This window comes from Pseudomonas sp. Van50, assembly GCF_055390755.1.
This window is the reverse complement of the sequence record NZ_AP024343.1, coordinates 6,433,712-6,456,065: the sequence shown is the minus strand read 5'-3', so window position 1 is coordinate 6,456,065 and position 22,354 is coordinate 6,433,712. Positions and strand designations below refer to the sequence as shown.

Here is a 22,354-nt window from a genome sequence, read left to right as displayed (position 1 = left end):
CGCGAGCAAGCTCGCTCCCACACGGGTTGTGCTGTGAATCAGATATCAGGACTACTGTGGGAGCGAGCTTGCTCGCGATAGCGTCCTACCAGTCGGCACCCATGTCGACGGATACACCGCAAGCCCACCCCACATTGGTTCCGACCTTCCTACAACTCAATACTCATTCCGTCGTAGGCCACTTCAATCTTTCGACGTACAAGCTCGGCCCGTTCGGGCGAGTCTTCATCCAGGATCGGGTTGGTGTTGTTGATATGGATAAGGACCTTGCGCTGCTCAGGCAGTTGCTCCAGCACTTCCAGCATGCCGCCGGGGCCGTTCTGGGCCAGGTGGCCCATTTCCCGGCCGGTGCGGGTGCCTACGCCACGGCGCTGCATTTCATCGTCGTCCCACATCGTGCCGTCCACCAGCAGGCAATCGCTGCCGGCCATGATCGCCAACAATGACTCGTCGACCTTGCCCAGCCCCGGGGCATAGAACAGCTTGCCGCCCGTGCGCAGGTCTTCGACGATCAGCCCGATGTTGTCGCCCGGGTGCGGGTCGAAGCGATGGGGTGAATAGGGCGGTGCGGCGCTGCGCAGGGGCAGCGGGGTGAAGCGCAGGTTCGGGCAGGCGGCGATGGTGAAGCTCTGGTCGAGCTCGATGCGATTCCAGCTCAGCCCGCCGTTCCAGTGGGTCAGCATGTTGAACAGTGGAAAGCCCGTGCTCAGGTCTTCATGAACCATGTCGGTGCACCAGACTTGATGCGGGCAACCTTCGCGCAGGCTGAGCAGGCCGGTGGTGTGGTCGATCTGGCTGTCCATCAGGATGATCGCGCCAATGCCGGTGTCGCGCAGGGCGCGGCCAGGCTGCATCGGGGCGAAGCCCTGGAGCTGGGCGCGAATGTCCGGGAGGCGTTGCACAGCACCCAGTTCACGCCGTCATCGGACAGGGCGATGGACGACTGGGTACGCGCCTGGGCCCGCAGGCTGCCGTTGCGAAAACCTGCGCAATTGGCGCAGTTGCAGTTCCACTGGGGGAAACCGCCACCGGCGGCGGAACCTAGAATCTGGACGAACATGGCTGCTCCATCTGCAAACCGAAATAAAAACGCCTCGGCTGGCCGAGGCGTAGTGCTGCGTGCTTAACCGCCTGCAGCAATCAGCGGCTGGCGAAGTACATGGTGACTTCGAAACCGATACGCAGGTCGATATATGCGGGTTTGGACCAGGACATGGGAATACTCCTTTGGTTGGGGGACTTTGGTTTGATGGAACGGTGGAGACCTATACATATAGTCCACCTCCGTTCGGAGATGTTCAGATGCTTAGGCGCCTATGTTACTAAATCTGACAAATTCGTTCGCCGCGATTCTCGAAGAAAGCTCATTACAGCGGCTGCAATGATCACTGCGCCGCTTGCCAGTGTTCTGGTGGGCAGGCGCCGTTGCTCAGGCAATACCATCCCCCTTGCGCATCGAGCAAACCCTGGGCGGCAGCCTCGAGCCGGGCGCGATCCAGGCACAGGATGGCAGCAGACAACTGCTCAAGATAATCCGACGGGCGGCCGGCCAGCTTGCCCTGCCAGAGCAGTTCGGCGGCCTGGGCGAAGGGCAGGGCACTGCTCTGGAGTTGGGCGGCGAGTGCCTGCTGCTGACGGGCAAGGGACGCATCATCAAGCTGCTGGATCAGCGCCGGTAACCCGGCCAGGAATTGCTCGAGGTGGGCGATCAGTTCCGCCACCGAAAGGCTGGGCGATTGGACGCCGAACAACACTCCGGTTTGCCCATCGACCTGCTTCAAGCCGCTGAACACCGCATAACCCACCTGCAACTCGACGCGCAGGCGCTGGTAGAACGGCGTCTGGCACAACTGCGCCAGCCACCGCCAGGCGGCTTCGTCGGCGAGCACCGAGGTGGCGGTCGGGCAAAACAGCAACACGGCCGATTCTTCACCGTGGGTCTGGAGCCTATGCCAGACGCGTTGCCCGCGCGACGCCGTCGCCAGGCTGACGTCCTCGCCGACAACGCCCGGCACACGGGCCAGCGCCGGGCCAAGCGCCCCTTGGGTGGCGGCCGACAGACCGATGGACAGCCCATCCCAGCGGGCCGTTGTCCATACGTCTTGATCGCTGTCGGGCATTGGCAACGTTGATATTTGCCGGCAATGATCCGGCAGCGCCTTCAACAGCTGTCGAATCGGCATCGACGGAATTTCGTCACCGGCCTGGGCCATTGGCAGGGGTTGGGCAAGCTTCGCCAGAACGTGTTCGAGCACCAGCGGCAGCGGTGCCTGCAAGCCGACCAGTTTTAGCAGCCATTGATGGGCGGACGCTTCGAAACTGACGTCCACGCCAGCCTGCCGAGCCTCTTCGCGCACATCCTGCAGGTGCCGGTCGAGCCTGGATTGAACGTCGGGCGGTGCCTGGGTCGTCAGTTGCCAGCGCAGGTACACCGCGCCTTCGCGACCATTGTCTGGCAGCGCCTGGCTGAACTGCATGGGCGAGCGTTCCCGCCGGCCCGGGAGCGATCCTGGGCGAAGGTGCGCAAGCCGCGGTGGGCGCTGGTCTGGCCGCGGATCAGCCCGGCGCGAGGCACTTCGCTTGGTGTTTGCAGGAACGGATTGGGCGCGGGCAGTTGCCAGGGTTCCACGACGGTATCGGCGGGGTGCAGTTGCCTGAGGATTTCCCTGAGCCTCACGAGGTCGTTTGCCAGCAGCGGCGTGTCACGTCCTTCACAATCCCAGCGGGCCAACTGCAAGGCCGAACCTGTCTCCTGCCGTCGCTGCAACAACGCGGTGAACTCTTGGCGCAACGGCGCCCAGTCATCCTGGGCGGCAAAGAATCCCAACCAGTCGTGCAGCAACGGTTGGATTTGCGCCGCTGCCTGAGCGTTGCCGTGCTTGAACTCGATGTGCAGCAGCCCTTGTCCGGCAAACTCATACAGCGCAGTGGCCTTGAGGCTGTCCGCCAGGCCGCGCTGGCGCAACGTGGCGAGCAGGCCGCCCGGTTTGCTGGAGTTCAGCCACGTACAGAGAAAATCCAGGGCTTGGGGGGAGGCGGCGGGCAACGCTTCGAAGGCGAACAGCAGGTCGAGACAACCTTCCCGGGCCTGTTGATAACGCATCTGGGGCGATGCCAGCAGCCTTGGCGGCGACGATCCAGCGACCGCTTCACCGGCCGATACATGGCTGCCGAACCGTTGCGCCAGCGCTTTCAAGGCGTCGATGCTTTGTGGGCCGACCAGGCTCAACGTCATCTGGCCGCTCTGGTAAAAGCGGCGATAGAAGTCGTGCAATGCGCTCTGGAATTCGGCATTTTCCACGGCGAGGCTGTCGCGATTGCCGGCGTGAAAGCCCCGCAGCGGATGGGCCGCTGACACGCCGTCATACAAGGCAAGCTGTCGTTGGGCGGCCGCATCCTGGGACCAGGCGATGAACTCCGCGTGCAACACTTCCCGTTCCCGCAACTGCTCAGCTTCATCCAGGCGTGGCTGGGCGAGCATGTCCCACAGCCGTTCCAGCCCGTCGGCGAAGGTTGCGGGAGGGAGCTCGAAGAAAAAATCCGTGGTGCGTTCACTGGTGCGCGCATTGACCTGACCGCCGTGCCGCTGCACGTAGGCCATCAGATTCTCCTCGGCGGGAAACCGTTCGGTACCGAGGAAGAACAGGTGTTCGAGCAAGTGCGCCATGCCCGGCCAGGCCAGGGGGGCGTCATGGCTGCCAGCGGCGACGCGCAGTACCGCGGCGCTGCGCTTGAGGCCCGGGACATGACGCAATGTCACCCGCAAGCCGTTGGCCAGGGTTTCGGTGTGGGGGCGGAGGGAATCGGGGACCGGCATGGGCGCTTCCAGAACAAGGATGCGCCCATGCTAGCGGATCAGGGCCCTTTCTCAATCCTCAATCAGTGTTTGTGCAGGTCGTCGTAAAGCTCGGGACGGCGATCGTGCAGGTAGTTGTAGGTCGCGCGGGAGTCGTCCAGCAGTTGTCGATCCAGTTCACCGACGATCAAGGCCTCGTCCAGCCCCGCCAGCGCCGGGCGACTGCCATTCGGTGCGGCGATGCTGCTTTGGCCGCAATACTGCAATTCAGCTTCATGGCCGCAGTAATTGGCGTACGCCACGAAACACTGGTTCTCGATGGCCCGGGCGCGCACGGTGACGTCGGCGATGAACTCGTAGGGTTGCATGTTGGCGGTTGGCACCAGGATCAGCTCGGCGCCGGCCAGGGCCAGGCGTCGGGCGTTTTCCGGGAATTCCAGGTCGTAGCAGATCAGCAGGCCGAGCTTCCAGCCGTTGAGCTCGACGATGGGCAGCGCTGAGTCGCCGGCGCTGAACATGGCGTGATCAAGGTCGCCGAACAGGTGACTCTTGCGGTAGTTGGCCAGGCGCTCGCCCTGGGCGTCGATCAGTTGCACCGCGTTGTAGATCTGCCCGTCTTCGCCACGTTCCGGGTAGCCATAGACAATCGCCAGGTTGGCTGCCTTGGCGATGCGGCCGATCTGCTGCGCCCATTCGCCGTTGTAGACCTCGGCCAGTACATTCACCGCATCGACACCGATGTTGTAGCCGGTCATGAACATCTCCGGCAGCACCAGCACATCGGCGCCCCTGGCTTCAAGCGCCACCTGGTGCAGACGGTGCAGGTTGCCGGCCGGATCCAGTGGCAGCGGTGGACATTGGTAGAGGGCTACGCGCATCGAAAACTCCTTTTATTCAGGCAGGGCGATCGGACCGATCTCGTGGAACACATCACCTGGACCCGGGTTCTCGGCGTGAGTTTCACCGCCGAAGTGCTTCATGATGCCCCACACGGCATTGAGTGAGGTCTGTACCGCGCCTTCGACCCAGGCGGGTGTCCATGAGACGTCATCGCCGGCGATAAAGATCCCGCGTTGTTCGGCCGGCATGTCGTCTTGCATGAAATGCGCGTACATGCGCTGGTTGTAGCGATAGTGGCCGGGCAGGGCGCCCTTGAAGGCACCGAGGAAGTGCGGGTCGGCTTCCCAGGATACGGTGATCGGATCGCCGATGATCCGTGCGGCGATGTCCACCTTGGGGTAGATCTTCTTCAGGGCATCGAGGGCCAGCTTCACGCGTTTTTCCACCGGATGCGGGAGCATTTTCAGCGCATCGCTCATCCAGGAATACGACAGGCAAATCACCCCTGGCTTGTCATCGCCGTTGTCGAACAGGTAGGTACCACGGGTCAGGCGGTCGGTCAGGGTCATGCTCATCAGGTCGCGCCCGGTTTCCGGGTCCTTGTCCTTCCAGAATGGTCGGTCGACCATCACGAAGGTCTTCGATGATTGCATGTAGCGGGTGCGGTCCAGGGCCATCCACATTTTTTGCGAGAACAGCGCTTCTTCACATTCGATCTGGGTGGTCAGCAACCAGCTCTGGCAAGTGACCAGCACGGCGGCGTACTCGCGGGTGTTTTCCCACACGTCCGTCACGCTGAACCAGCCATCGGCGGCGCGGGCAATGCGCTTCACGCCGCTGCGTGGGGCGCCCAGGTGCAGCGAATTCAGGCTGGTACCTTCGGGCCAGTGCGCACAGCGGTCCGGCACATGGTTCCAGATGCCGTGGGGCACCTGCTCGACGCCACCGACCACCAGGTGCTGATGGTCATCGCAGTTGGTCATCACGACGCGGAAGATTTCCAGCATCGAGTTGGGGAAGTCAGAATCCCAGCCGCCGGTGCCGAAACCGACCTGGCCGAACACTTCGCGGTGCTGGAACGAGAGCTTGGCGAACGCCTTGGAGGTGGCGACGAAGTCGTAGAAGGTGCGGTCGTCCCACAGCGGCACCAAGGTGTTCCATAACGCCTTGAGGCGTGGCACGTCGCGGTCGCGGATCGCCTGCTGGATGTCGCCGAAGCGCGAACCGTCCTCCAGCGCATCGGCCCAGGCGTCGGCGACTTCCTGGAACAGTGCGGGAAGGTCCGCCAGTTTCTGTGCGTAATAGGTCTGGCCTTCCAAGTCGATGACCGTGCTGCCGGACGCCGGGGTCAGCGGGTTGGGGAAGGGTTTGGTTTCCAGGCCCAGTTTGTCGACGTAATGGTAGAACGCGGTGGATGACACCGGAAAACGCATGCCGCCCAGCTCGGCGATCACCCCTTCGGCGCCGTTGAACGCCTGTGAGCGCAGGCGCCCGCCCATTTTCGACGCCTCGTAGACCACGGGCTTGAGCCCCAGCTTCATCAGTTCGTACGCCGCCACCAGGCCGGCGATCCCGGCACCGACAATCGCCACTTCCGTACCGTGGTTGTGGGCGGGAATGCTGCCCAGGCCCGCCGGGTGCTCGATCCAGTCGTCAAAGGCGAAAGGAAAGTCCGGCCCGAAAATGGTGATGGGCTTCTTACCGTCTGCTGGGTGGCGATTGTTCTTGTTCATGGCGGACCTTGATGGGCGACTCGACGCGGTGTTCGCGTCTGAGTATAGGAAAGATGCCAGCCATTCTAGGGAGGGTAGAACACGTTAATAAGACACAATATGTCGTCGTTTTGAGTGGTTATAAGTCATTTTGATGTGATTGTAAGGCGTAGTGACGAAATGCATTCCTGTGGGAGCGAGCTTGCTCGCGATAGCGTCGGTTCAGTCAGCACTTTCATGGACTGACAGACCGCTATCGCGAGCAAGCTCCCACAGAAACTCTCCTTAACAATTGCTTGCGCGATCAACAGAAGCAGATACCCGCCCAAACTCCTATGGTTATTCCCTTGAGGTTATATATCCTGGGTGGCATATTTGAATGAAATGGGACGTTGAATACACTGACGAATTTGAGAGGTGGTGGAACCGTCTCTGTGAGTCAGAGCAAGACTCTGTACAGGCCTCGGTAATGCTGCTCGGCGACACCGGGCCGTATCTGGGCTTTCCTCACACCAGTGATATCAAGGGTTCGCGCCATGGCAACCTTCGTGAGTTACGAGTGCAACACGCGGGTAGGCCTTATCGTGTGCTCTATGCGTTTGATCCTCGCCGCTGCGCCATCCTGCTGATCGGGGGAGACAAGACCGGCCAGGGCCGTTGGTATCAGGAATATGTGCCTTTGGCCGAACGCCTCTATGACGAGCATTTGGAAGTATTGAAGAGAGAGGGCTTTGACAATGGCTAAGAAATTTTCCGACTTGATGGCGCGTCGGTCGCCTGACTCCCAGGCTCGTGCACAGGCTCTGTATCAGACGTTGCGTGCAGAAATGCCGTTGCACGAGTTGCGCCAGGCGCAGGAGTTGAGCCAGGAGGCCTTGGCCAAGGCACTGCATATCAACCAGGCGGCAGTCTCGAAAATGGAGCGTCGGACGGATATGTACATCAGCACGTTGCGAAATTACATCCGGGCCATGGGGGGAGAATTGGAGATTATCGCGACCTTTCCAGAGGGGCAGGTCAGGATCGAAAATTTCTCCCATCCAACACCGTAACTGGCGATATTCCTGTGGGAGCGAGCTTGCTCGCGATAGCGCCGGTTCAGTCAGCACTTTCGTGGACTGACAGACCGCTATCGCGAGCAAGCTCGCTCCCACAAGGTAAGTCGCATGTATAAGCGCTAGACCGGTTGGCCCCGATCGATCTTGCTGCTGAGGATGATGGAGGTGGTGGTCTTCTCCACACCGTCCACGCTGCCGATCTGGTCCAACAACTGGTCCAGTTGTTCCGGTGAATCGGTGCGCAGCCAGGCGACGTAATCGAACTCACCGCTGACCGCGCACAGTTGCTGGACTTGGGCCATGGCGCTCAAGCGTCGCAGCACGTCCTTGCCGGAGCGCGGTTGCACCTTGATGCCCACGTAAGCCTGCAAGCCGCCATCAATCACCCGTTGGCCCAGGCGCACGCCATACCCGGTAATGACCTTGGTCTTTTCCAGGCGCGCCAAGCGCGAAGTGACGGTCGTGCGGGCGATACCCAACTGCCGGGCCAGCATGGCGACGCTTTCCCGGGCATTGATTTGCAGGGCCGCGATCAGTTGGCGGTCGATTTCGTCGAGGACGGGAGGGCGGGTGTCAGGCAAGGTGGGCTCCGGCGTGGGCATCGATGGCGAGCATGTTACAGGCTCTCGCGTTCGAAATAGCCAATGGCGGGTAAGGTCAACGCTCGCCAGGCGGGGGCCAGGTGTACTTGCGTAGACCTTAGCCAGAAACCGTCCTGGCACACCAGCTGTTCAGCGGGCGCTTGCAGCAAAAGGGTCAGAGGCAATGACTGTATTGAACCTGGGTCCTCGTCGTCCTCTGCTTCCCAATCGCGTTCAAAACAGCGCACGTGCACCTGATCGTCGGCGAAGTCTTCAAACAGAGGGCGTTGACCCAGCCATTGCGGATGTACTCGCAACGTGTGCGCCTGGACATCCAGCAGCAGCAACTGCCAGCCTCGATAGCTGCCACACAGCTCGGTCACGTCGGTAGCCATACAGGTCAGGGCCAGATAACGACCATTCGCCGACCAGATCATCGAGGGTGCCAGGTCGGTCAACGCGCAGCCTGATGCTGTCAGCAGATGGCCGCCAAGCCGAGGCGTCCGCGCCCGCATCCAACTGTCGGCATATTCCGTCTCGCTGCCGAACAACCAGGCGGCATCTCGATGGTCGGGTGCGGGCTGGATGAAGTCGCCATCGGCGTTGGCCACTTGCGGGCGATCCACCAGACGCCAAGGTGTAACGCTGTGCAGGTGTGAATCGGTCACCTGCAGCTCCACGGTGTTGTAGAACAGCCGGGATTGCTCGTCGGGTTGAAAGAACGAAGAGTCGCTATCGCTCTGCGGCGCGGGGATATTGAAGCGTTGCAGCGCGCTGCTCTCCAGGTCTTGATCGAGACGGCCGGCCACCACCGCCAGGCTCAGCCGGCCTGCGCGGAAATCGAGCAGGCGAGCGACCCACATCGTGGGCCCCTGCAGTAGCTGTCGCTCCTTCAGATCGGCAACCACCCCGTGGGTCGCGACCGTCGTTGCACCGTCGAAGGGCAGCAGGGCCAGGTAACGTCCGCAATCGGAGACCCGATGATCCAACAACCAGCGGCCAGGCAATTGCCAGTCGCCGATCTGACAGCGATAACCGCCCAGCCCGTCGGGATTATCGCCAAGCCAGGTCAACCGTGCGCGCACCCCGTCCTGCATCGGCTGCGTTTCGATGGATGAATCGCCGCGCTGGCCTTGGCTGTCCAGCGGCATCGCGATGGTCATGCGGGTCAACGCAAACTCGCCCTCCTGCACGCGACCTTGGGCATCGTGACCGACCTGGGTCTCGCTATCGCCGTGGATGCTGTCCAAGCGGTAGCCATAACGCCCGGAGCCCGGTCGCGGATAGTCAAGGTACGAGCCGATCTGCACATGGCTTGCGTCGAGACCCAGCAACTCGTGCCAATAGAAGGACGGTTCTGCTTCGCTCTTCACCCAAGGCGAGGGCAGGGCGCGCCAGCCCAGGTCGAGCTGCCACAGCCAATACTGGTCGCCGTCTGCATGAGGGGGTTGTTCCTGGGCCAGACACACCAGGGCGCGTTGATCGCTGCTCCATACCAACGGCGCATCGGCCGCCATCGACAGGCCGGCCGGTTGCCCGTTGACGCTGATGGCGTAGCGCGGTGAAACCAGCGGTTCCAGCGGCTGGGCCAGGTCGCGAAATGTCGCGGGCAAGGCAATGTCGCCCCGCAGGCAGTGCTGGCCGTCCGCAGAACGCCGCTCGAAGGTATGTTGAACTTGCTCGGGATGCCAATCGGAGTCCAGCCAGAGGTCGGCGAAGGGGACCAAGGGGGTAACGCTGGCCGTCTGGAACAGTTCCTCCAGTCGGATTTCGCGAACGCTGTCGTCCACCAGCGGGCTATGGCGCCCGCTCAACACGCCGAGGTCAAAAGCGTCCAACTCCCAGAGTTCGCTGTCGGCACAGCGGTACACCTGGCGCTGTTGACGGTCGAGGACGACCAGCCCCCAGTTCTGCCGGGACGGTACGGTCGCCGCAAAATAGCGCCCGTCGCGGGAGAACAGTGACGAAGAGCCAAGGCCTTGCAGGAGCACACCATCGGGAAACAGATAGTCGCAATAGGTGGGGCCGCCCATGGCGATTTCACTGTGGTTGAACACCCGGATCGGTTCGCCTTCAGGCGTCAGTTGCGGCTCGCTTCCACCCCAGGCACTGGCGCCCTTGCCAGAAACGGGCGCCAAGCCCAGACGCCGCTCCCAGGTGCTGACGCCCGCCAGCCCGCCGCCGATGCAGGCGATGGCCGCCAGGATGCCCCACCACTCAGGCAAGGCCCGACCCACGCTGAAACCCAGGCCGAACACGGCGCCGACGATCAACCTGCCACAGACTCGCCCGGCCGACAGAAAACCGAATCGTGCGGCAAGCCCCATCAGCAGGCCGAAGAACAACACCGCTAACAAAGCCAATGGAGGCGGCAATATCGTGACGAAAAAAGCCGGCACCAGCAGGATGCCGAGTTGCCAGAACAGTTCAAGAAACAGTCGGGAGAGGCTGGGGCTGGCGATGATGGGGATCTCGCTTGAGGAGGTTGAACGGCTTGGACGTGGGGTCTTCGCCCGTCGTTAATTCCCCAGAGTATTACTTCCAGGTGAGTCGAGGAACAAGGAAAGAGGGCGGGCAGTTGCCAAAGTTGCTATCGCGGTCAAACAACGGCGAGCTTTTGACGTCGATTCGGGGACGGATGTTTCGGTGAAAGGTGAGTACGTTAACTGCGAGGGGATATCCGCTCGAAAAGGGTGACCCGTCGGTGGGGATGCTTGCCTATGCACGAGTCCTGGGGCCCTGGATTGTGAGTTCGCCGTGGTACCGGCTGCGATGCCTACGCTTGAGGAAATCCAGGGAGTGTTCGACTGATGACGACCTTGCTACGGGTAGCAACGCCTCAGGTGCTGACCCGCTCGACTGAACTTTGTGAACAAGCAGCGAATGGGGTCGCAGCCATCAGGCAGTGTGCAGAGCCGTTTTATGAAGACCTTCGCCTAGGGCGCAAGAGTCAACAGGCTCAAGAACGCAAAAGCCGCGCAATGCGCGGCTTTTTGTATGGTGGGCCCACACGGACTCGAACCGTGGACCAAAGGATTATGAGTCCTCTGCTCTAACCAACTGAGCTATAGGCCCTCAGTAGGCCGCGGATTATAGCGACGGTTTCTCGGCTGTGCTATCCGAAAAATCCGATACGCTCACACGAAGAAACGTTGCGGCAAACTCGTCGGCGCACAGGGGCAGGCTGACGATGTAGCCCTGGATCTGTTCGCAACCTTCTTCGGCCAGGAATTGCTGCTGGGCCAGGGTTTCGACGCCCTCGGCGATGATGGTGAATTGCATGCTGCGGCCCAGGGCGATGATTGCCCGCACGATGGCCGCATCGTGTGGGTCGTCGGGCAGGCCGCGGACGAAGGACTGGTCGATCTTGAGGATGTCCAGCGGCAGGCGCTTGAGGTAGCTCAGGGAGGAATAGCCCGTGCCGAAGTCGTCGATGGCCAGTTGCACACCGAGGTTCTTCAACTGGTGCAGCACCGTCAGGGCCTCTTCGGCCTGGCTCATGATGAAGTTCTCGGTAATTTCCAGTTGCAATAAGTCGGGCCGGAGCTGGTGTTCGCGCAGCAGTTGTTCGATACGCCCCAGCAGGTTGGGCTGGCGCAGTTGGGCGCCGGCCAGGTTGACCGACAGGGAGCCAAGGCTTTCGTAGGTGCTGTTCCATTCGCACAGTTGCCGGCAGGCGCGTTCCAGTACCCAGTCGCCAATTTGCAGGATCATGCCGTTTTCTTCCGCCAACGGGATGAAATGTTCGGGGGGAACGTCGCCAAATGTCGGGTGATACCAGCGAATCAGCGCCTCGCCCCCACCAGTCGGTTGTCGGCGAGGCTGATTTTCGGTTGGAAGGACAGTGACAGCTCGTTGCGTTCAATCGCTCGGCGCAGTTCGTGTTCCAGGGCCACGCGCTCGCTCGCCTGGGCGGTGAGGTCGCGGGTGTAGCTTTCCACCCGGTTACGTCCCTTGGCCTTGGAGCGGTACATCGCCGCGTCGGCATTCTTGACCAGCGTGGCGACGTCGCAGCCGTCCTGGGGGTAGAGGCTGGTGCCGATGCTGGCGCTGATGAAAAACTCGTGCTCGCCGGCCTGGAACGGTGCGGTAAAGCAGTTCAACAGTTTCTGGGCGATGTGCTCGGCATCGCTGGGCTGTTGCAGGCCTGGCAGCAGGATAATGAATTCGTCGCCGCCCAGGCGCGCCACGGTGTCGATGTCGCGCAGCTGCTCGCGCAAGCGCACGGCAATGCCCTTGAGCAGCAGGTCGCCGACCGGGTGCCCGAGGCTGTCATTGATGTGCTTGAAGCGGTCCAGGTCCAGGAACAGCACAGCACCCTGGCCGCCGTTTTCCTGCTGGCCGTTGAGCGCCGCCAGCAAGCGGCTTTCGAACAGCGTGCGATTGGGCAGGCCCGTCAGCGGGTCGTGGTGAGCCTGGTAGTCGAGCCGGGCCTGGGCGTGCTTGAGGCTGGAGATATCGGCGAAGACCGCGACGAAATGGGTGATCTGTCGGCCCCGATTGCGCACCGCGCTGATGGTCAGCCAACTGGGGTACAGCTCGCCGTTCTTGCGTCGGTTGGAGATCTCTCCCTGCCAGTGTCCCTCCGCGGTCAACTGGTGCCACATCGCGGCGTAAAACGCGCTGTCATGCAGGCCGGAAGCCAACAACCGAGGCGTATGGCCCAAGGCTTCGGTTTCGCTGTAGCCGGTGATTTCGGTGAAGGCTCGGTTCACGGCGCTGATGTGCTGTTGCGTATCGGTGATCAGCACGCCTTCGGCAGTGCTTTCGAACACGGTGGCGGCCTGTTGCAGTTTTTCCTGCATCAGGTGGCGCTCGGTGATGTCCCGGGCGATGGTCAGCATGCAGTCTTCGTTGCCGATGGGCAGGGGGCGGCTGGACACTTCGCAGAGCCGGATCTGTCCGTCGTTGCGGCGGATATGGCAGCTGAAATCCTTCACGAAGCCGTCCCGTTGCAACAGGTCGAGCATCTGCTTGCGTTCGTTGAGATTGACCCAGATGCCCAGGTCCAGGGTAGAGCGGTCCACCGACAGGGCGCTGTTGAAGCCGGTAATGCGGCTGAACCCTTCGTTGACCTCGATCAGCAGGCCATCGCTTTGCCGGGACAGCAGCAGTCCATCGGGCGAGGCGTGGAACGCCTTGGCGAACTTCTCTTCGGAGGTCTGCAATTGCTGCTGGGTTTCCTTGAGCTGGCTGATGTCCCGCACCACCACGACCAGGGCTGGCGTCGTGTCGAGGTCGAAGGGTTCAGCGGAGATCAGCCCGGTGAATACCTGGCCGTTGCTGCGACGAAAGGGCATTTCCAGGTTGCGAATGCTGCCGGCCTGCAAACGCTGCAACAGGCTCGGCCCCACGCCCTGGATGCCCCAGATATTCAGTTCGGTTGCGTTGTGCCCCACCACTTCTGCGGCACTCAGGCCGATCTGCTCTTCGAACGCCTTGTTGACCTCCAGCAGGCAACCGTCCAACAGCCGTGCTATCACCAGGATGTCCGGACACTGGCGGAACACCGAGGCAAATTTCTGCTCCGAAAGACGCAGCGCTTCCTCGGTGCGCTTGGCTTCGCTGATATCGATCATCAATCCGCGCATCAGCGGCTCGTGCCCGTGTTCGATCAGGCTGACAATGTCGCGCACCCACAGGCAGCGACCATCGGCCGTGATGACCCGGTAATCGATGCAGTGATCGCGACCCGCCAGCACTTCATGGTCGCAATAGGTCTGGGCGCGGATCAGGTCGGCCGGATGAATGATGTTGCGCCAGAAGCCCGGGACCAGCCAATGGGAGAGGGGATAGCCCAACAGGTCTTCGGCGTGAGGCGACACGTAGCTGTAGGTGAAATCGCTGACCCTTGCCTCCCAGGCAATGGCCGACAGGCTCTCCACCAGCCCACGGTAATGGTATTCGCTGCTGCGCAGCTCCTGCTCAAGCTCCACCCGACGGGCGATTTCCGAGCTGAGCCGGCGATTGATGCGAATCACCACCGCCAGTATGCCGACCAGGAGCAGCAGCGCAGGCAGGCCGTAAAACAGTAAATCTGACCAGAGCTGGCCATAGTCGTGCACATTGCCGATCCACTTCTGCTGGATCTCGGCGACCTCGGCCGGGCTCATGTCTGCCAGGACTTTGTCCAGGATGCCCACCAATACCTTGTTGTCTCGAGGGACGGCCATTGCCAATTGATAGCGATAAGGCGTTTCCCCGCTGACATAAAGGCCTTCGAGCTTGAGCTGGCGCAGGCTCCAGACACTGGAAGCGAGATCGCCCACCACCGCGTCCACTTCATCGGTCGCCAGTGCTTGCAGGGCTGAACTGACGTTAGGCAGCGCCACCAGGTTCAGGTCGGGATGATGGTTGCGCAGCAATTCATGAGGCGCGTAGTTCTCCACCACGGCGATTTTCAGCCCATACAGTTCCTTGAGGCTGTGAGGCTGGGCGCCACCGTAATGGGCCAGGATGACAATGGGGAAATCCAGGTAGGGGCGGGTAAATGCCAGGTAATTCTGGCGCTCCGGAGTGGACATGATGCCAGGCAATAGGTCGATCTTGCCCTGTCCGACCTGTTCCAGTACGGCAGTCCAGCTGGCCGGCTCGACGGGCGTGAGCCTGACGGCCAACCGTTCACGGATGATCTCGATGTAGTCGGCGGCCAGGCCCTGATAGCGGCCTTGATCGTCGCGAAACTCAAACGGCGGCCATGAGGCGTCGACACCCAGGCGCAGGTCGGGGTGGTCCTTGAGCCAGCGGAGCTCCTCATCGGTGAGCGTCAACGCGCCAGCTGTTGCGGTCCAGGTGATCAATGACAGCAAAAGCGCGGCCGTCAGTCTGGGCATCACTGTCTCGTCATGGCTTGGGGAGGATGTTTCGAGTGTAGACGGGCAACAGGGGGGGAGGAGCGTAACGAAGGGGATTTTATTTGCGCATAACAAAACCCCCGGCAGGGCCGGGGGTTTTGAAGGTCACTCGTCGAGGAAGGAGCGCAGATGCTCGCTTCGCGTCGGGTGGCGCAGTTTGCGCAACGCCTTGGCTTCGATCTGACGAATCCGCTCGCGGGTTACATCGAACTGCTTACCGACTTCCTCAAGGGTGTGGTCGGTATTCATGTCGATGCCGAAGCGCATGCGCAGTACCTTGGCTTCACGGGCAGTGAGGCCGGAGAGTACTTCGCGAGTCGCTTCCTTGAGACTCTCGACAGTGGCGACATCGATCGGAGACTGCATGGTGGAGTCTTCGATGAAGTCCCCCAGATGGGAGTCTTCGTCATCGCCGATCGGGGTTTCCATGGAGATCGGCTCTTTGGCGATCTTCAATACCTTGCGGATCTTGTCCTCAGGCATTTCCATGCGTTCGCCCAGCTCTTCCGGCGTCGGTTCGCGACCCATTTCCTGCAGCATCTGCCGGGAAATGCGGTTGAGCTTGTTGATCGTCTCGATCATGTGCACCGGGATACGGATGGTGCGGGCCTGGTCGGCGATCGAGCGAGTGATCGCCTGACGGATCCACCAGGTGGCATAAGTCGAGAACTTGTAGCCGCGACGGTATTCGAACTTGTCCACCGCCTTCATCAGGCCGATGTTGCCTTCCTGGATCAGGTCGAGGAATTGCAGGCCGCGGTTGGTGTACTTCTTGGCGATGGAGATCACCAGACGCAAGTTCGCTTCGACCATCTCTTTCTTCGCGCGACGGGCCTTGGCCTCGCCGATCGACATGCGACGGTTGATGTCCTTGATCTCGGCGATGCTCAGGCCGGTCTCGGCCTCCAGCGCACTGAGCTTCTGCTGGCAACGAATGATGTCCGGCTGCAGGCGGGCAATGGCTTCGGCGTATTTGCTCTTGCCCTTGGCCAGTGCATCGGTCCAGCTTTCGTCGACTTCGTTGCCCGGGAACTGGCGCAGGAAATCAGCACGTGGCATGCGGGCATCACGCACGCAAAGCTGCATGATTGCGCGCTCTTGCTGACGCAAGCGATCCAGGGCACTGCGAACACGCTCAACCAGGCCTTCGAATTGCTTCGGCACCAGTTTGATCGGCATGAACAACTCGGCCAGCGCCAACAACTCGGCAATCGCCTGCTTGTTGTTGCGGCCGTGCTTCTTCAGCGCCTTGCGGGTGATTTCCATCTGGTCGGCGACAGCGCCGAAACGCTGTGCGGCGATGACCGGATCCGGACCGCTTTCGGCTTCTTCCTCGTCGTCGCTCGCTTCGGCGTCGTCGTCATCGGTGTCGTCGTCGGCCTTGACGGCTTTCGCATCGATCGGCGGCGGCACTTCGGCGGCAGGCGGCGCAATGCCGTCATCCGGGTCGATATAGCCGCTCAGGACGTCGGACAGGCGGCCACCTTCGGTGGTGACGCGGGTGTACTCGGAGAGAATATGGTCAACCGTGCCAGGGAAGTGCGCAATTGCGCCCATCACTTCACGGATGCCTTCTTCAATACGCTTGGCGATTTCGATTTCGCCTTCACGTGTGAGGAGCTCTACCGTACCCATTTCACGCATGTACATGCGCACGGGGTCCGTGGTGCGACCAATGTCGGTCTCGACCGCTGCCAACGCTGCGGCCGCTTCTTCAGCGGCCGCCTCGTCGGTATCGGCGTCGGCCAGCATAAGGGCATCCTTATCTGGAGCAACCTCGAATACGTTGATCCCCATGTCGTTGATCATGCGGATGATGTCTTCCACCTGTTCCGGATCTGAAATATCCTCCGGCAGGTGGTCGTTGACCTCCGCGTAAGTCAGGTAGCCCTGCTCACGACCCAATAGGATCAACTCTTTGATACGAGACTGCTGTTGCGCTTTTCCGGACATAACACCCTATCCACTGAAGGTCTTGGCGGGCAAAAAACAAGCCGAGGATTATACCTGAGCTGTGACCTCACGCGCCAGTTGAGGTCGGGTTTGATGCGCAAACATTGCGGCTGAGTAAGTCGCGCAATTGGTTTTTCTCTTCGCTGGTCAACTCGCTCTGGCGAGCTTTTCGCAGAAGTTGTTCCAGGTTTCGCTCGCGTTGGCGGGCGGACAAGCTAGTAATGGTGTCGAAAAACTGTTGTTCAAGGTTGTCTCCATCAATCAGCCATTCCTTCTCGGCCAAGGCCTTCAAGAGGCGTCCCTGCTCGGTACCGTGCCACCGTGCGATCAACTGGAAAGAGTTTAGCTTGGGGTTCTTCTGCACGGCTTCAAGGAGAGCGACCAGCAATTGCGTATTGCTGTGGTCCTCGGCGGCGAAGTGCCCTGCGTCCTCTACTTTTTCCGCCAGTTGCGGGTGATGCAGCAAGGTGCGCAAAGCGGCCAGTGTTGGGGGTTCGACGGCGGCCGGCACGCGCGGGGCACGTGGCTGGTCGCGATCGCCGCGCTTGCCGTTCTTGTCCCAGGGTTTCTTGTCCCATTTCTTGCCGCCGCTGCCGGGTTTTTTCGGCGTCCATTCCTGCTGGGGGGCGTAATCCTGCTGGGGTTGATGATAGTCGGCGAAATCCGGCATCGCGTCGTAATCGATGCCCGGGTCATACGCCGGCGGCGCCTCCTGGGGGGCGCTGTGCACCAGTTGATTGACCGCTTCGCTGTTGAGGCCGGTGATCTCGGTGAGGCGCTGGCGCATGAGCGTGCGCAGATTGGCACCGGGCACCTTGTCGATCAGCGGCGCCGCGAGGGTGGCCATGTGGGCCTTGCCTTCGAGGGAGCGTGGATCGGCTTCTTCGGTCAACTGCTGGAAAAAATAGTCGGCCAACGGTTGTGCGTGCTGGTTGATCCGCGCACGGAACGCGTCGGTGCCTTCGGAGCGCACCAGGGTGTCCGGGTCCTCGCCCTCGGGCAGGAACAGGAAGCGTGCCCGCCGGCCGTCCTGCAGGCACGGCAAGGTGGACTCCAGTGCGCGCCAGGCAGCGTTGCGACCGGCCTGGTCGCCGTCGAAGCAGAACAGCACGTTGGGCACGACGCGAAACAGGCGCTTCATATGCTCTTCGCTGGTGGCCGTGCCCAGGGTCGCGACGGCATTGCGCAGGCCTTGCTGGGCCAGGGCTATCACGTCCATGTAGCCCTCGACGACGATGATTTCGTCGAGGTTGCGGTTGTTCTTGCGCGCTTCGTACAGGCCGTAGAGTTCCTGGCCCTTATGGAACACTGGGGTTTCCGGGGAGTTCAGGTACTTCGGCTTGTCATCGCCCAGCACTCGGCCGCCAAAGGCGATGATCCGCCCGCGTGTGTCGCGGATCGGAAACATGACCCTGTCGCGGAAGCGGTCGTAGCGCTTGCCGGTTTCGGCGTTTTCGATCAGCAGGCCTGCGTCGATCATGGCGCGCTGCTGCAGCGTGTCGCTGCTTAGATGCTTGTACAGGTTGTCCCAGCCGGGCGGGGCGAAGCCGAGGCCGAAATCCCGGGCGATTTCGCCAGTCAGGCCGCGGCCCTTGAGGTAATCCACCGCGGCCTTGCGCGCCGGGTGGCTCTTGAGGGCCTGGCGATAGAAATCGGCCGCCGCCGTCAGTAGTGGGTAGAGCGGTGAGTCGGTCGGTTGGCGCGGCTTGTGCGGTCGACCGCTTTCCTCGCGGGGAATTTCCATGCCGGCGGCTTTGGCCAGTTCTTCGACGGCCTGGGGGAAGTCCAGGTTGTCGTGGTCCATGATGAAGCCGAGGGCATTGCCGCCCGCGCCGCAACCGAAGCAATAGTAGAACTGCTTGTCGGGGCTGACGCTGAAAGAGGGCGTTTTCTCTTTGTGAAACGGGCAGCAGGCCGTGTAGTTCTTGCCTGCTTTCTTCATTTGCAGGCGAGAGCTGACCACGTCGACGATGTCGGTGCGGTTCAGGAGGTCGTCAATAAAGCTCTGGGGAATCAGCCCGGCCATGGCGTTCTCATCATCACTGCGCGAAATATGGACCCGAAATCGGCAGGCGTAACCGGGTCTGGGTTTGAGGCACGCTGAATCGGTGGCTCGACCGGGTCGTCTGCATCATCGCTGTCGGGAAGTGTATCTGCCGATAATCCACTGACGTTAATAACTATCAGTATTCGACTGTTTGAATGTGTTGCGCTGAGTCCGGTAACGGCCGGTCAGGCCTCGGATAGCTCATGAAGCGGGCACGCAGGCAGGTGCCTTGGGCTGATCGTCGTTAGAGGAATCAGGGTGTGCTCGTCGGTAGCCTTGGAAGGCTCGTCAGGAAAGACGTGCACCGCTGGCAAAAGAGCCAGGTCTGACGCGGTGAAACGGTTGTCTTGGTCGCGTCTGCGGCTTTGACGGTGAAGCATCAAGCGTTATTCCGCAAATGCCATAAGCCCGGCTTGAAGGCCGGGCTTGGCAGAAGCTTGCTACGGACGTCTGTGTATTAGTACAGACGTACGGCGCGGCGCTGTTCGCGCTGAACTTTCTTGGCGTGACGCTTAACAGCGGCTGCTGCCTTGCGCTTACGCTCAGAAGTCGGCTTCTCGTAGAATTCGCGGCTACGAACTTCAGCCAGAACACCGGCTTTTTCGCAGGAGCGCTTGAAACGACGCAGAGCTACGTCGAAGGGTTCGTTCTCTTTTACTTTGACGGCTGGCATCCAGAGCTACCTTCATTCATTACCGGGGTCAACATCCTCGCGGCAAAAGAGCACTTGAAGACGTCGGTTTTTAAGGGTTGCGGATGTTAACCCCTCAACGCTCGGAATGCAAAGCCTCTGATCGAAAACCGCTGGTCGGGGCACAACGCGGCGACTATTATGCGCGCCTTCGAATTCAGCCTCTACAAGGCGCAAACCCATGCTAGTACTGGGATTAGAAACCTCCTGCGATGAAACCGGTGTCGCACTTTACGACAGTGAGCGCGGCCTGCTGGCCGATGCGCTGTTCAGCCAGATCGACCTGCACCGCGCCTACGGCGGGGTAGTGCCCGAACTTGCCTCCCGCGATCACGTCAAGCGCATGCTGCCCTTGATCCGCCAGGTCCTGGCCGAAGCCGGCTGCATGCCGACCGAGATCGACGGCATCGCCTACACTGCCGGCCCGGGCCTGGTGGGCGCGTTGCTGGTGGGCGCTTCCTGTGCCCAGGCGCTGGCCTTTGCCTGGGATATTCCAGCCCTGGGCGTGCATCACATGGAAGGCCACTTGCTGGCGCCGATGCTGGAGGCGCAACCGCCACAATTCCCGTTCGTCGCTTTGTTGGTATCGGGTGGCCATACACAGCTCATCCGGGTCGATGGCATCGGCCAATACGAGCTGCTCGGCGAAACCCTCGACGATGCCGCCGGCGAAGCATTCGACAAGACTGCAAAAATGATGGGGCTCAATTATCCCGGTGGGCCGGAAATTTCCCGGCTTGCAAACCAAGGGGTCGATGGGCGCTTCGTGTTCCCGCGGCCGATGTGCGACCGCCCCGGCCTGGATTTCAGTTTCAGTGGGCTGAAGACTTTCGCCCTGAACACCTGGCAGCAGTGTGTCAGCGCCGGGGACGACAGTGAGCAAGCCCGTTGCGACATCTCGCTGGCGTTCCAGCAGGCCGTGGTGGAGACTTTGACCATCAAGTGCAAGCGTGCCCTGAAACAGGCCGGCCTCAAGCGCCTGGTGATCGCCGGGGGCGTGAGTGCGAACAAGGCCTTGCGCACATCGCTGGAGAAAATGCTCGGAGACATGAAGGGCGACGTTTACTACGCCCGGCCGGAGTTCTGCACAGATAACGGCGCAATGATTGCTTTTGCCGGCTGCCAGCGTTTGCAGGCCGGTCAGCAGGAAAGCCTGGCAATCAGTGTGCAGGCGCGCTGGCCCATGGAGCAGTTGGCACCTCTGTGAAACGGTATTTAAAAATGCCGTTCGCGCCCGGCGAACAGGTCGCGTAGATTGCCTCGGTGGCGCCAGACGATCAGTGCAACCAGCACGGTCATTGGCAGCAAGGCCGCCGGTTCCTGCCAGGCCAGCAATGGCAGGGTCAACGGCGTGGCGATCAGCGCGGCCAGGGAGCTGGTGCGGGTCAGGTAGAACGTCAGCAGCCAGGCACAGACAGCCAGCAGGGCGGCGGGCGGGTACAGGCCCAGCAGCATGCCGGCGGCGGTGGCGACACCCTTGCCGCCACGGAAACGGAAGTACAGTGGGAACAAGTGGCCGATGACGGCGCAGACGCCGATCCAGGCCTGTTGCTGCAACGAGAGCCCTGCAAGGCTGGCGATCAATACCGGGACAAGGCCTTTGCAGAGGTCGCCCAGCAGGGTCAGGATGGCGAGTTTGCGTCCGGCCAGGCGCAGCATGTTGGTGGCGCCGGCATTGCCTGAGCCACTCATTCGCGGATCCGGGCGACCGGTCAGGCGGCTGAGCAAAATGGCGAAGGACAGCGAGCCGAGCAGGTAGGCGAGAATCGCCAGTAACCAAAACATGCTAACTATTCCGGGCGAGGACGCCCTGATTCTAACGGGGCATCGCGCCCTTGTCGTGCTGCGGAGAAGAGTGCTTGGACAGAGTGTTTATCGAGGGCCTGGAAGTCGACACGGTAATCGGTGCCTACGACTGGGAGCGAGGTATCCGACAGTGCCTGCGGCTTGACCTGAGCTTCGCCTGGGACAACCGCCCGGCCGCCGCGGGCGACGACCTGACCCTGGCACTCGACTATGCCAGCGTGTCGTCGCGCATCCAGGCGTTTGCCGAACAAGCGCAGTTCCAGTTGGTCGAGACCTTCGCCGAACGACTGGCCCAGGAGCTGATGGACGAGTTCAAGATCACCTGGATGCGTCTGAAGGTGACCAAGCCTGGCGCCGTACCGGCGGCCAGCGGCGTTGGCGTGGAGATCGAGCGCGGATGTCGCTGACTCAGGTTTTTCTCGGGCTCGGCAGCAATATCGAGCGCGAAACCCATTTGCGCGCCGGTCTTGAGGCCTTGGCCGGTTTTCTCGTGGACATGCGCTGTTCGGCCGTGTTCGAGAGCCAGCCGGTGGGGATCAAGAGCGGGCCGTTCTTCAATTTTGTCGTCTCGGCCTTCACGGACCTGCCGCTGATGGAGTTGGATCGTCGCCTCAAGTTCATCGAGGCGGACAACGGTCGCTATGCGCCGGACCGCAAGGGGCTGCCACTGGATATCGACGTGTTGTTGTATGGCGAACAGGTCGGCAACTTCGACGGGCTGATCCTGCCACGTACGGAAATCCTCAAGAACGCCTTCGTCCTGTGGCCTTTGTCGTTGATCGCGCCGGATCGGGTTCACCCAGGAGTGGGCAAAAGCTTCGCCACGTTGTGGGAAGAGTCGCAGATCGACCAGGTGCTGGCGCCGGTGGCTTTCGAGTGGCGCGGCCAGCAGCTTACGCCGTCCAGCCTGCTGTGAGGCGCCTGCCGCCATCGCGAGCAAGCTCGCTCCCACAGAGGATTTCAGTCGAACACAAGACATGTGTCCACTGAGAGTCACTGTGGGAGCGAGCTTGCTC

14 protein-coding genes, 1 tRNA gene and 4 pseudogenes are annotated in these 22,354 nt (G+C 61.4%); 6 read left to right on the top strand and 13 right to left on the bottom strand.

Annotated elements, in window-relative coordinates; translation table 11 throughout:
* Positions 1-149: 149 nt before the first annotated feature.
* The 5 genes and pseudogenes from pqqB to ACZ5M5_RS28000 all read right to left on the bottom strand — a co-directional run bounded on the left by pqqB (position 150) and on the right by ACZ5M5_RS28000 (position 6,369).
* Positions 150-1,060: pseudogene (pqqB, locus tag ACZ5M5_RS28020) on the bottom strand (pyrroloquinoline quinone biosynthesis protein PqqB).
* Between the two features lie 80 nt (positions 1,061-1,140).
* The gene (pqqA, locus tag ACZ5M5_RS28015) at positions 1,141-1,215 is read right to left on the bottom strand and encodes a pyrroloquinoline quinone precursor peptide PqqA (protein ID WP_003177660.1); all 75 of its coding nucleotides are present in this window, start codon (positions 1,213-1,215) and stop codon (positions 1,141-1,143) included.
* Positions 1,216-1,385: 170 nt separating this feature from the next.
* Positions 1,386-3,817, bottom strand: a pseudogene (pqqF, locus tag ACZ5M5_RS28010) (pyrroloquinoline quinone biosynthesis protein PqqF).
* Positions 3,818-3,879: 62 nt separating this feature from the next.
* Positions 3,880-4,674 (bottom strand): carbon-nitrogen hydrolase family protein, encoded by a 795-nt coding sequence (locus ACZ5M5_RS28005; protein ID WP_464738260.1) that lies wholly within the window; start codon positions 4,672-4,674, stop codon positions 3,880-3,882.
* Positions 4,675-4,686: 12 nt separating this feature from the next.
* Positions 4,687-6,369, bottom strand: coding sequence for a flavin monoamine oxidase family protein (locus ACZ5M5_RS28000; RefSeq protein ID WP_464738259.1), 1,683 nt, complete (start codon positions 6,367-6,369; stop codon positions 4,687-4,689).
* Between the two features lie 358 nt (positions 6,370-6,727).
* Between ACZ5M5_RS28000 and ACZ5M5_RS27995 the strand changes: the two genes are divergently transcribed.
* Together ACZ5M5_RS27995 and ACZ5M5_RS27990 are read left to right on the top strand one after the other, a co-directional pair.
* The gene (locus tag ACZ5M5_RS27995) at positions 6,728-7,093 is read left to right on the top strand and encodes a type II toxin-antitoxin system RelE/ParE family toxin (protein WP_060740345.1); all 366 of its coding nucleotides are present in this window, start codon (positions 6,728-6,730) and stop codon (positions 7,091-7,093) included.
* The gene (locus tag ACZ5M5_RS27990) at positions 7,086-7,400 is read left to right on the top strand and encodes an XRE family transcriptional regulator (RefSeq protein WP_025215812.1); all 315 of its coding nucleotides are present in this window, start codon (positions 7,086-7,088) and stop codon (positions 7,398-7,400) included. Before ACZ5M5_RS27995 ends, ACZ5M5_RS27990 begins: the two co-directional genes overlap by 8 nt.
* 125 nt (positions 7,401-7,525) lie before the next feature.
* On the opposite strand, the gene ACZ5M5_RS27985 is transcribed toward ACZ5M5_RS27990, so the two are convergent.
* Both ACZ5M5_RS27985 and ACZ5M5_RS27980 read right to left on the bottom strand, forming a co-directional pair.
* A complete protein-coding gene (locus ACZ5M5_RS27985) occupies positions 7,526-7,987 on the bottom strand; it encodes an Lrp/AsnC family transcriptional regulator (RefSeq protein ID WP_060743121.1) in 462 nt (153 codons plus the stop codon).
* A 35-nt stretch (positions 7,988-8,022) separates the two neighbouring features.
* Entirely contained in the window at positions 8,023-10,350 is a 2,328-nt protein-coding gene (locus ACZ5M5_RS27980) for a hypothetical protein (RefSeq protein WP_464738258.1), read from the bottom strand.
* A gap of 320 nt (positions 10,351-10,670) precedes the next feature.
* Here ACZ5M5_RS27980 and ACZ5M5_RS27975 point away from each other — a divergent pair.
* A pseudogene (locus ACZ5M5_RS27975) lies at positions 10,671-10,798 on the top strand (transcriptional regulator); the annotation flags it as partial.
* A 187-nt stretch (positions 10,799-10,985) separates the two neighbouring features.
* Here ACZ5M5_RS27975 and ACZ5M5_RS27970 read toward each other — a convergent pair.
* The 5 genes and pseudogenes from ACZ5M5_RS27970 to rpsU form a co-directional block, all read right to left on the bottom strand.
* Positions 10,986-11,062 (bottom strand) — tRNA-Ile (locus ACZ5M5_RS27970).
* Between the two features lie 15 nt (positions 11,063-11,077).
* A pseudogene (locus ACZ5M5_RS27965) lies at positions 11,078-14,820 on the bottom strand (bifunctional diguanylate cyclase/phosphodiesterase).
* Positions 14,821-14,946: 126 nt separating this feature from the next.
* A complete protein-coding gene (gene rpoD / locus ACZ5M5_RS27960) occupies positions 14,947-16,794 on the bottom strand; it encodes an RNA polymerase sigma factor RpoD (protein ID WP_060740348.1) in 1,848 nt (615 codons plus the stop codon).
* A 67-nt stretch (positions 16,795-16,861) separates the two neighbouring features.
* Entirely contained in the window at positions 16,862-18,820 is a 1,959-nt protein-coding gene (dnaG, locus tag ACZ5M5_RS27955; protein ID WP_464738257.1) for a DNA primase, read from the bottom strand.
* 478 nt (positions 18,821-19,298) lie between these two features.
* Positions 19,299-19,514 (bottom strand): 30S ribosomal protein S21, encoded by a 216-nt coding sequence (gene rpsU / locus ACZ5M5_RS27950; protein ID WP_002551877.1) that lies wholly within the window; start codon positions 19,512-19,514, stop codon positions 19,299-19,301.
* Between the two features lie 199 nt (positions 19,515-19,713).
* Between rpsU and tsaD the strand changes: the two genes are divergently transcribed.
* Positions 19,714-20,739, top strand: a complete 1,026-nt coding sequence (gene tsaD, locus ACZ5M5_RS27945) for a tRNA (adenosine(37)-N6)-threonylcarbamoyltransferase complex transferase subunit TsaD (protein WP_103308207.1) — start codon at positions 19,714-19,716, stop codon at positions 20,737-20,739.
* An 8-nt stretch (positions 20,740-20,747) separates the two neighbouring features.
* On the opposite strand, the gene plsY is transcribed toward tsaD, so the two are convergent.
* Positions 20,748-21,317 carry a glycerol-3-phosphate 1-O-acyltransferase PlsY gene (gene plsY / locus ACZ5M5_RS27940; RefSeq protein ID WP_060740351.1) on the bottom strand — a complete coding sequence of 190 codons (570 nt, stop codon included), beginning with the start codon at positions 21,315-21,317 and terminating at the stop codon, positions 20,748-20,750.
* Between the two features lie 74 nt (positions 21,318-21,391).
* Between plsY and folB the strand changes: the two genes are divergently transcribed.
* Complete coding sequence (folB, locus tag ACZ5M5_RS27935; RefSeq protein WP_060740352.1) at positions 21,392-21,745, top strand: dihydroneopterin aldolase; 354 nt, start codon at positions 21,392-21,394, stop codon at positions 21,743-21,745.
* Positions 21,736-22,254 (top strand): 2-amino-4-hydroxy-6-hydroxymethyldihydropteridine diphosphokinase, encoded by a 519-nt coding sequence (folK, locus tag ACZ5M5_RS27930; RefSeq protein ID WP_060740353.1) that lies wholly within the window; start codon positions 21,736-21,738, stop codon positions 22,252-22,254. Before folB ends, folK begins: the two co-directional genes overlap by 10 nt.
* Positions 22,255-22,354 lie beyond the last annotated feature (100 nt).

What these genes read in the sequence shown, in the direction of transcription:
- ACZ5M5_RS28005 (WP_464738260.1), bottom strand. Translation starts at nt 4,674, where the DNA reads ATGCGCGTAGCCCTCTACCAATGTCCACCGCTGCCACTGGATCCGGCC.
- ACZ5M5_RS28000 (WP_464738259.1), bottom strand. Translation starts at nt 6,369, where the DNA reads ATGAACAAGAACAATCGCCACCCAGCAGACGGTAAGAAGCCCATCACC.
- ACZ5M5_RS27995 (WP_060740345.1), top strand. Translation starts at nt 6,728, where the DNA reads ATGAAATGGGACGTTGAATACACTGACGAATTTGAGAGGTGGTGGAAC.
- ACZ5M5_RS27990 (WP_025215812.1), top strand. Translation starts at nt 7,086, where the DNA reads ATGGCTAAGAAATTTTCCGACTTGATGGCGCGTCGGTCGCCTGACTCC.
- rpoD (WP_060740348.1), bottom strand. Translation starts at nt 16,794, where the DNA reads ATGTCCGGAAAAGCGCAACAGCAGTCTCGTATCAAAGAGTTGATCCTA.
- dnaG (WP_464738257.1), bottom strand. Translation starts at nt 18,820, where the DNA reads ATGGCCGGGCTGATTCCCCAGAGCTTTATTGACGACCTCCTGAACCGC.
- rpsU (WP_002551877.1), bottom strand. Translation starts at nt 19,514, where the DNA reads ATGCCAGCCGTCAAAGTAAAAGAGAACGAACCCTTCGACGTAGCTCTG.
- tsaD (WP_103308207.1), top strand. Translation starts at nt 19,714, where the DNA reads ATGCTAGTACTGGGATTAGAAACCTCCTGCGATGAAACCGGTGTCGCA.
- plsY (WP_060740351.1), bottom strand. Translation starts at nt 21,317, where the DNA reads ATGTTTTGGTTACTGGCGATTCTCGCCTACCTGCTCGGCTCGCTGTCC.
- folK (WP_060740353.1), top strand. Translation starts at nt 21,736, where the DNA reads ATGTCGCTGACTCAGGTTTTTCTCGGGCTCGGCAGCAATATCGAGCGC.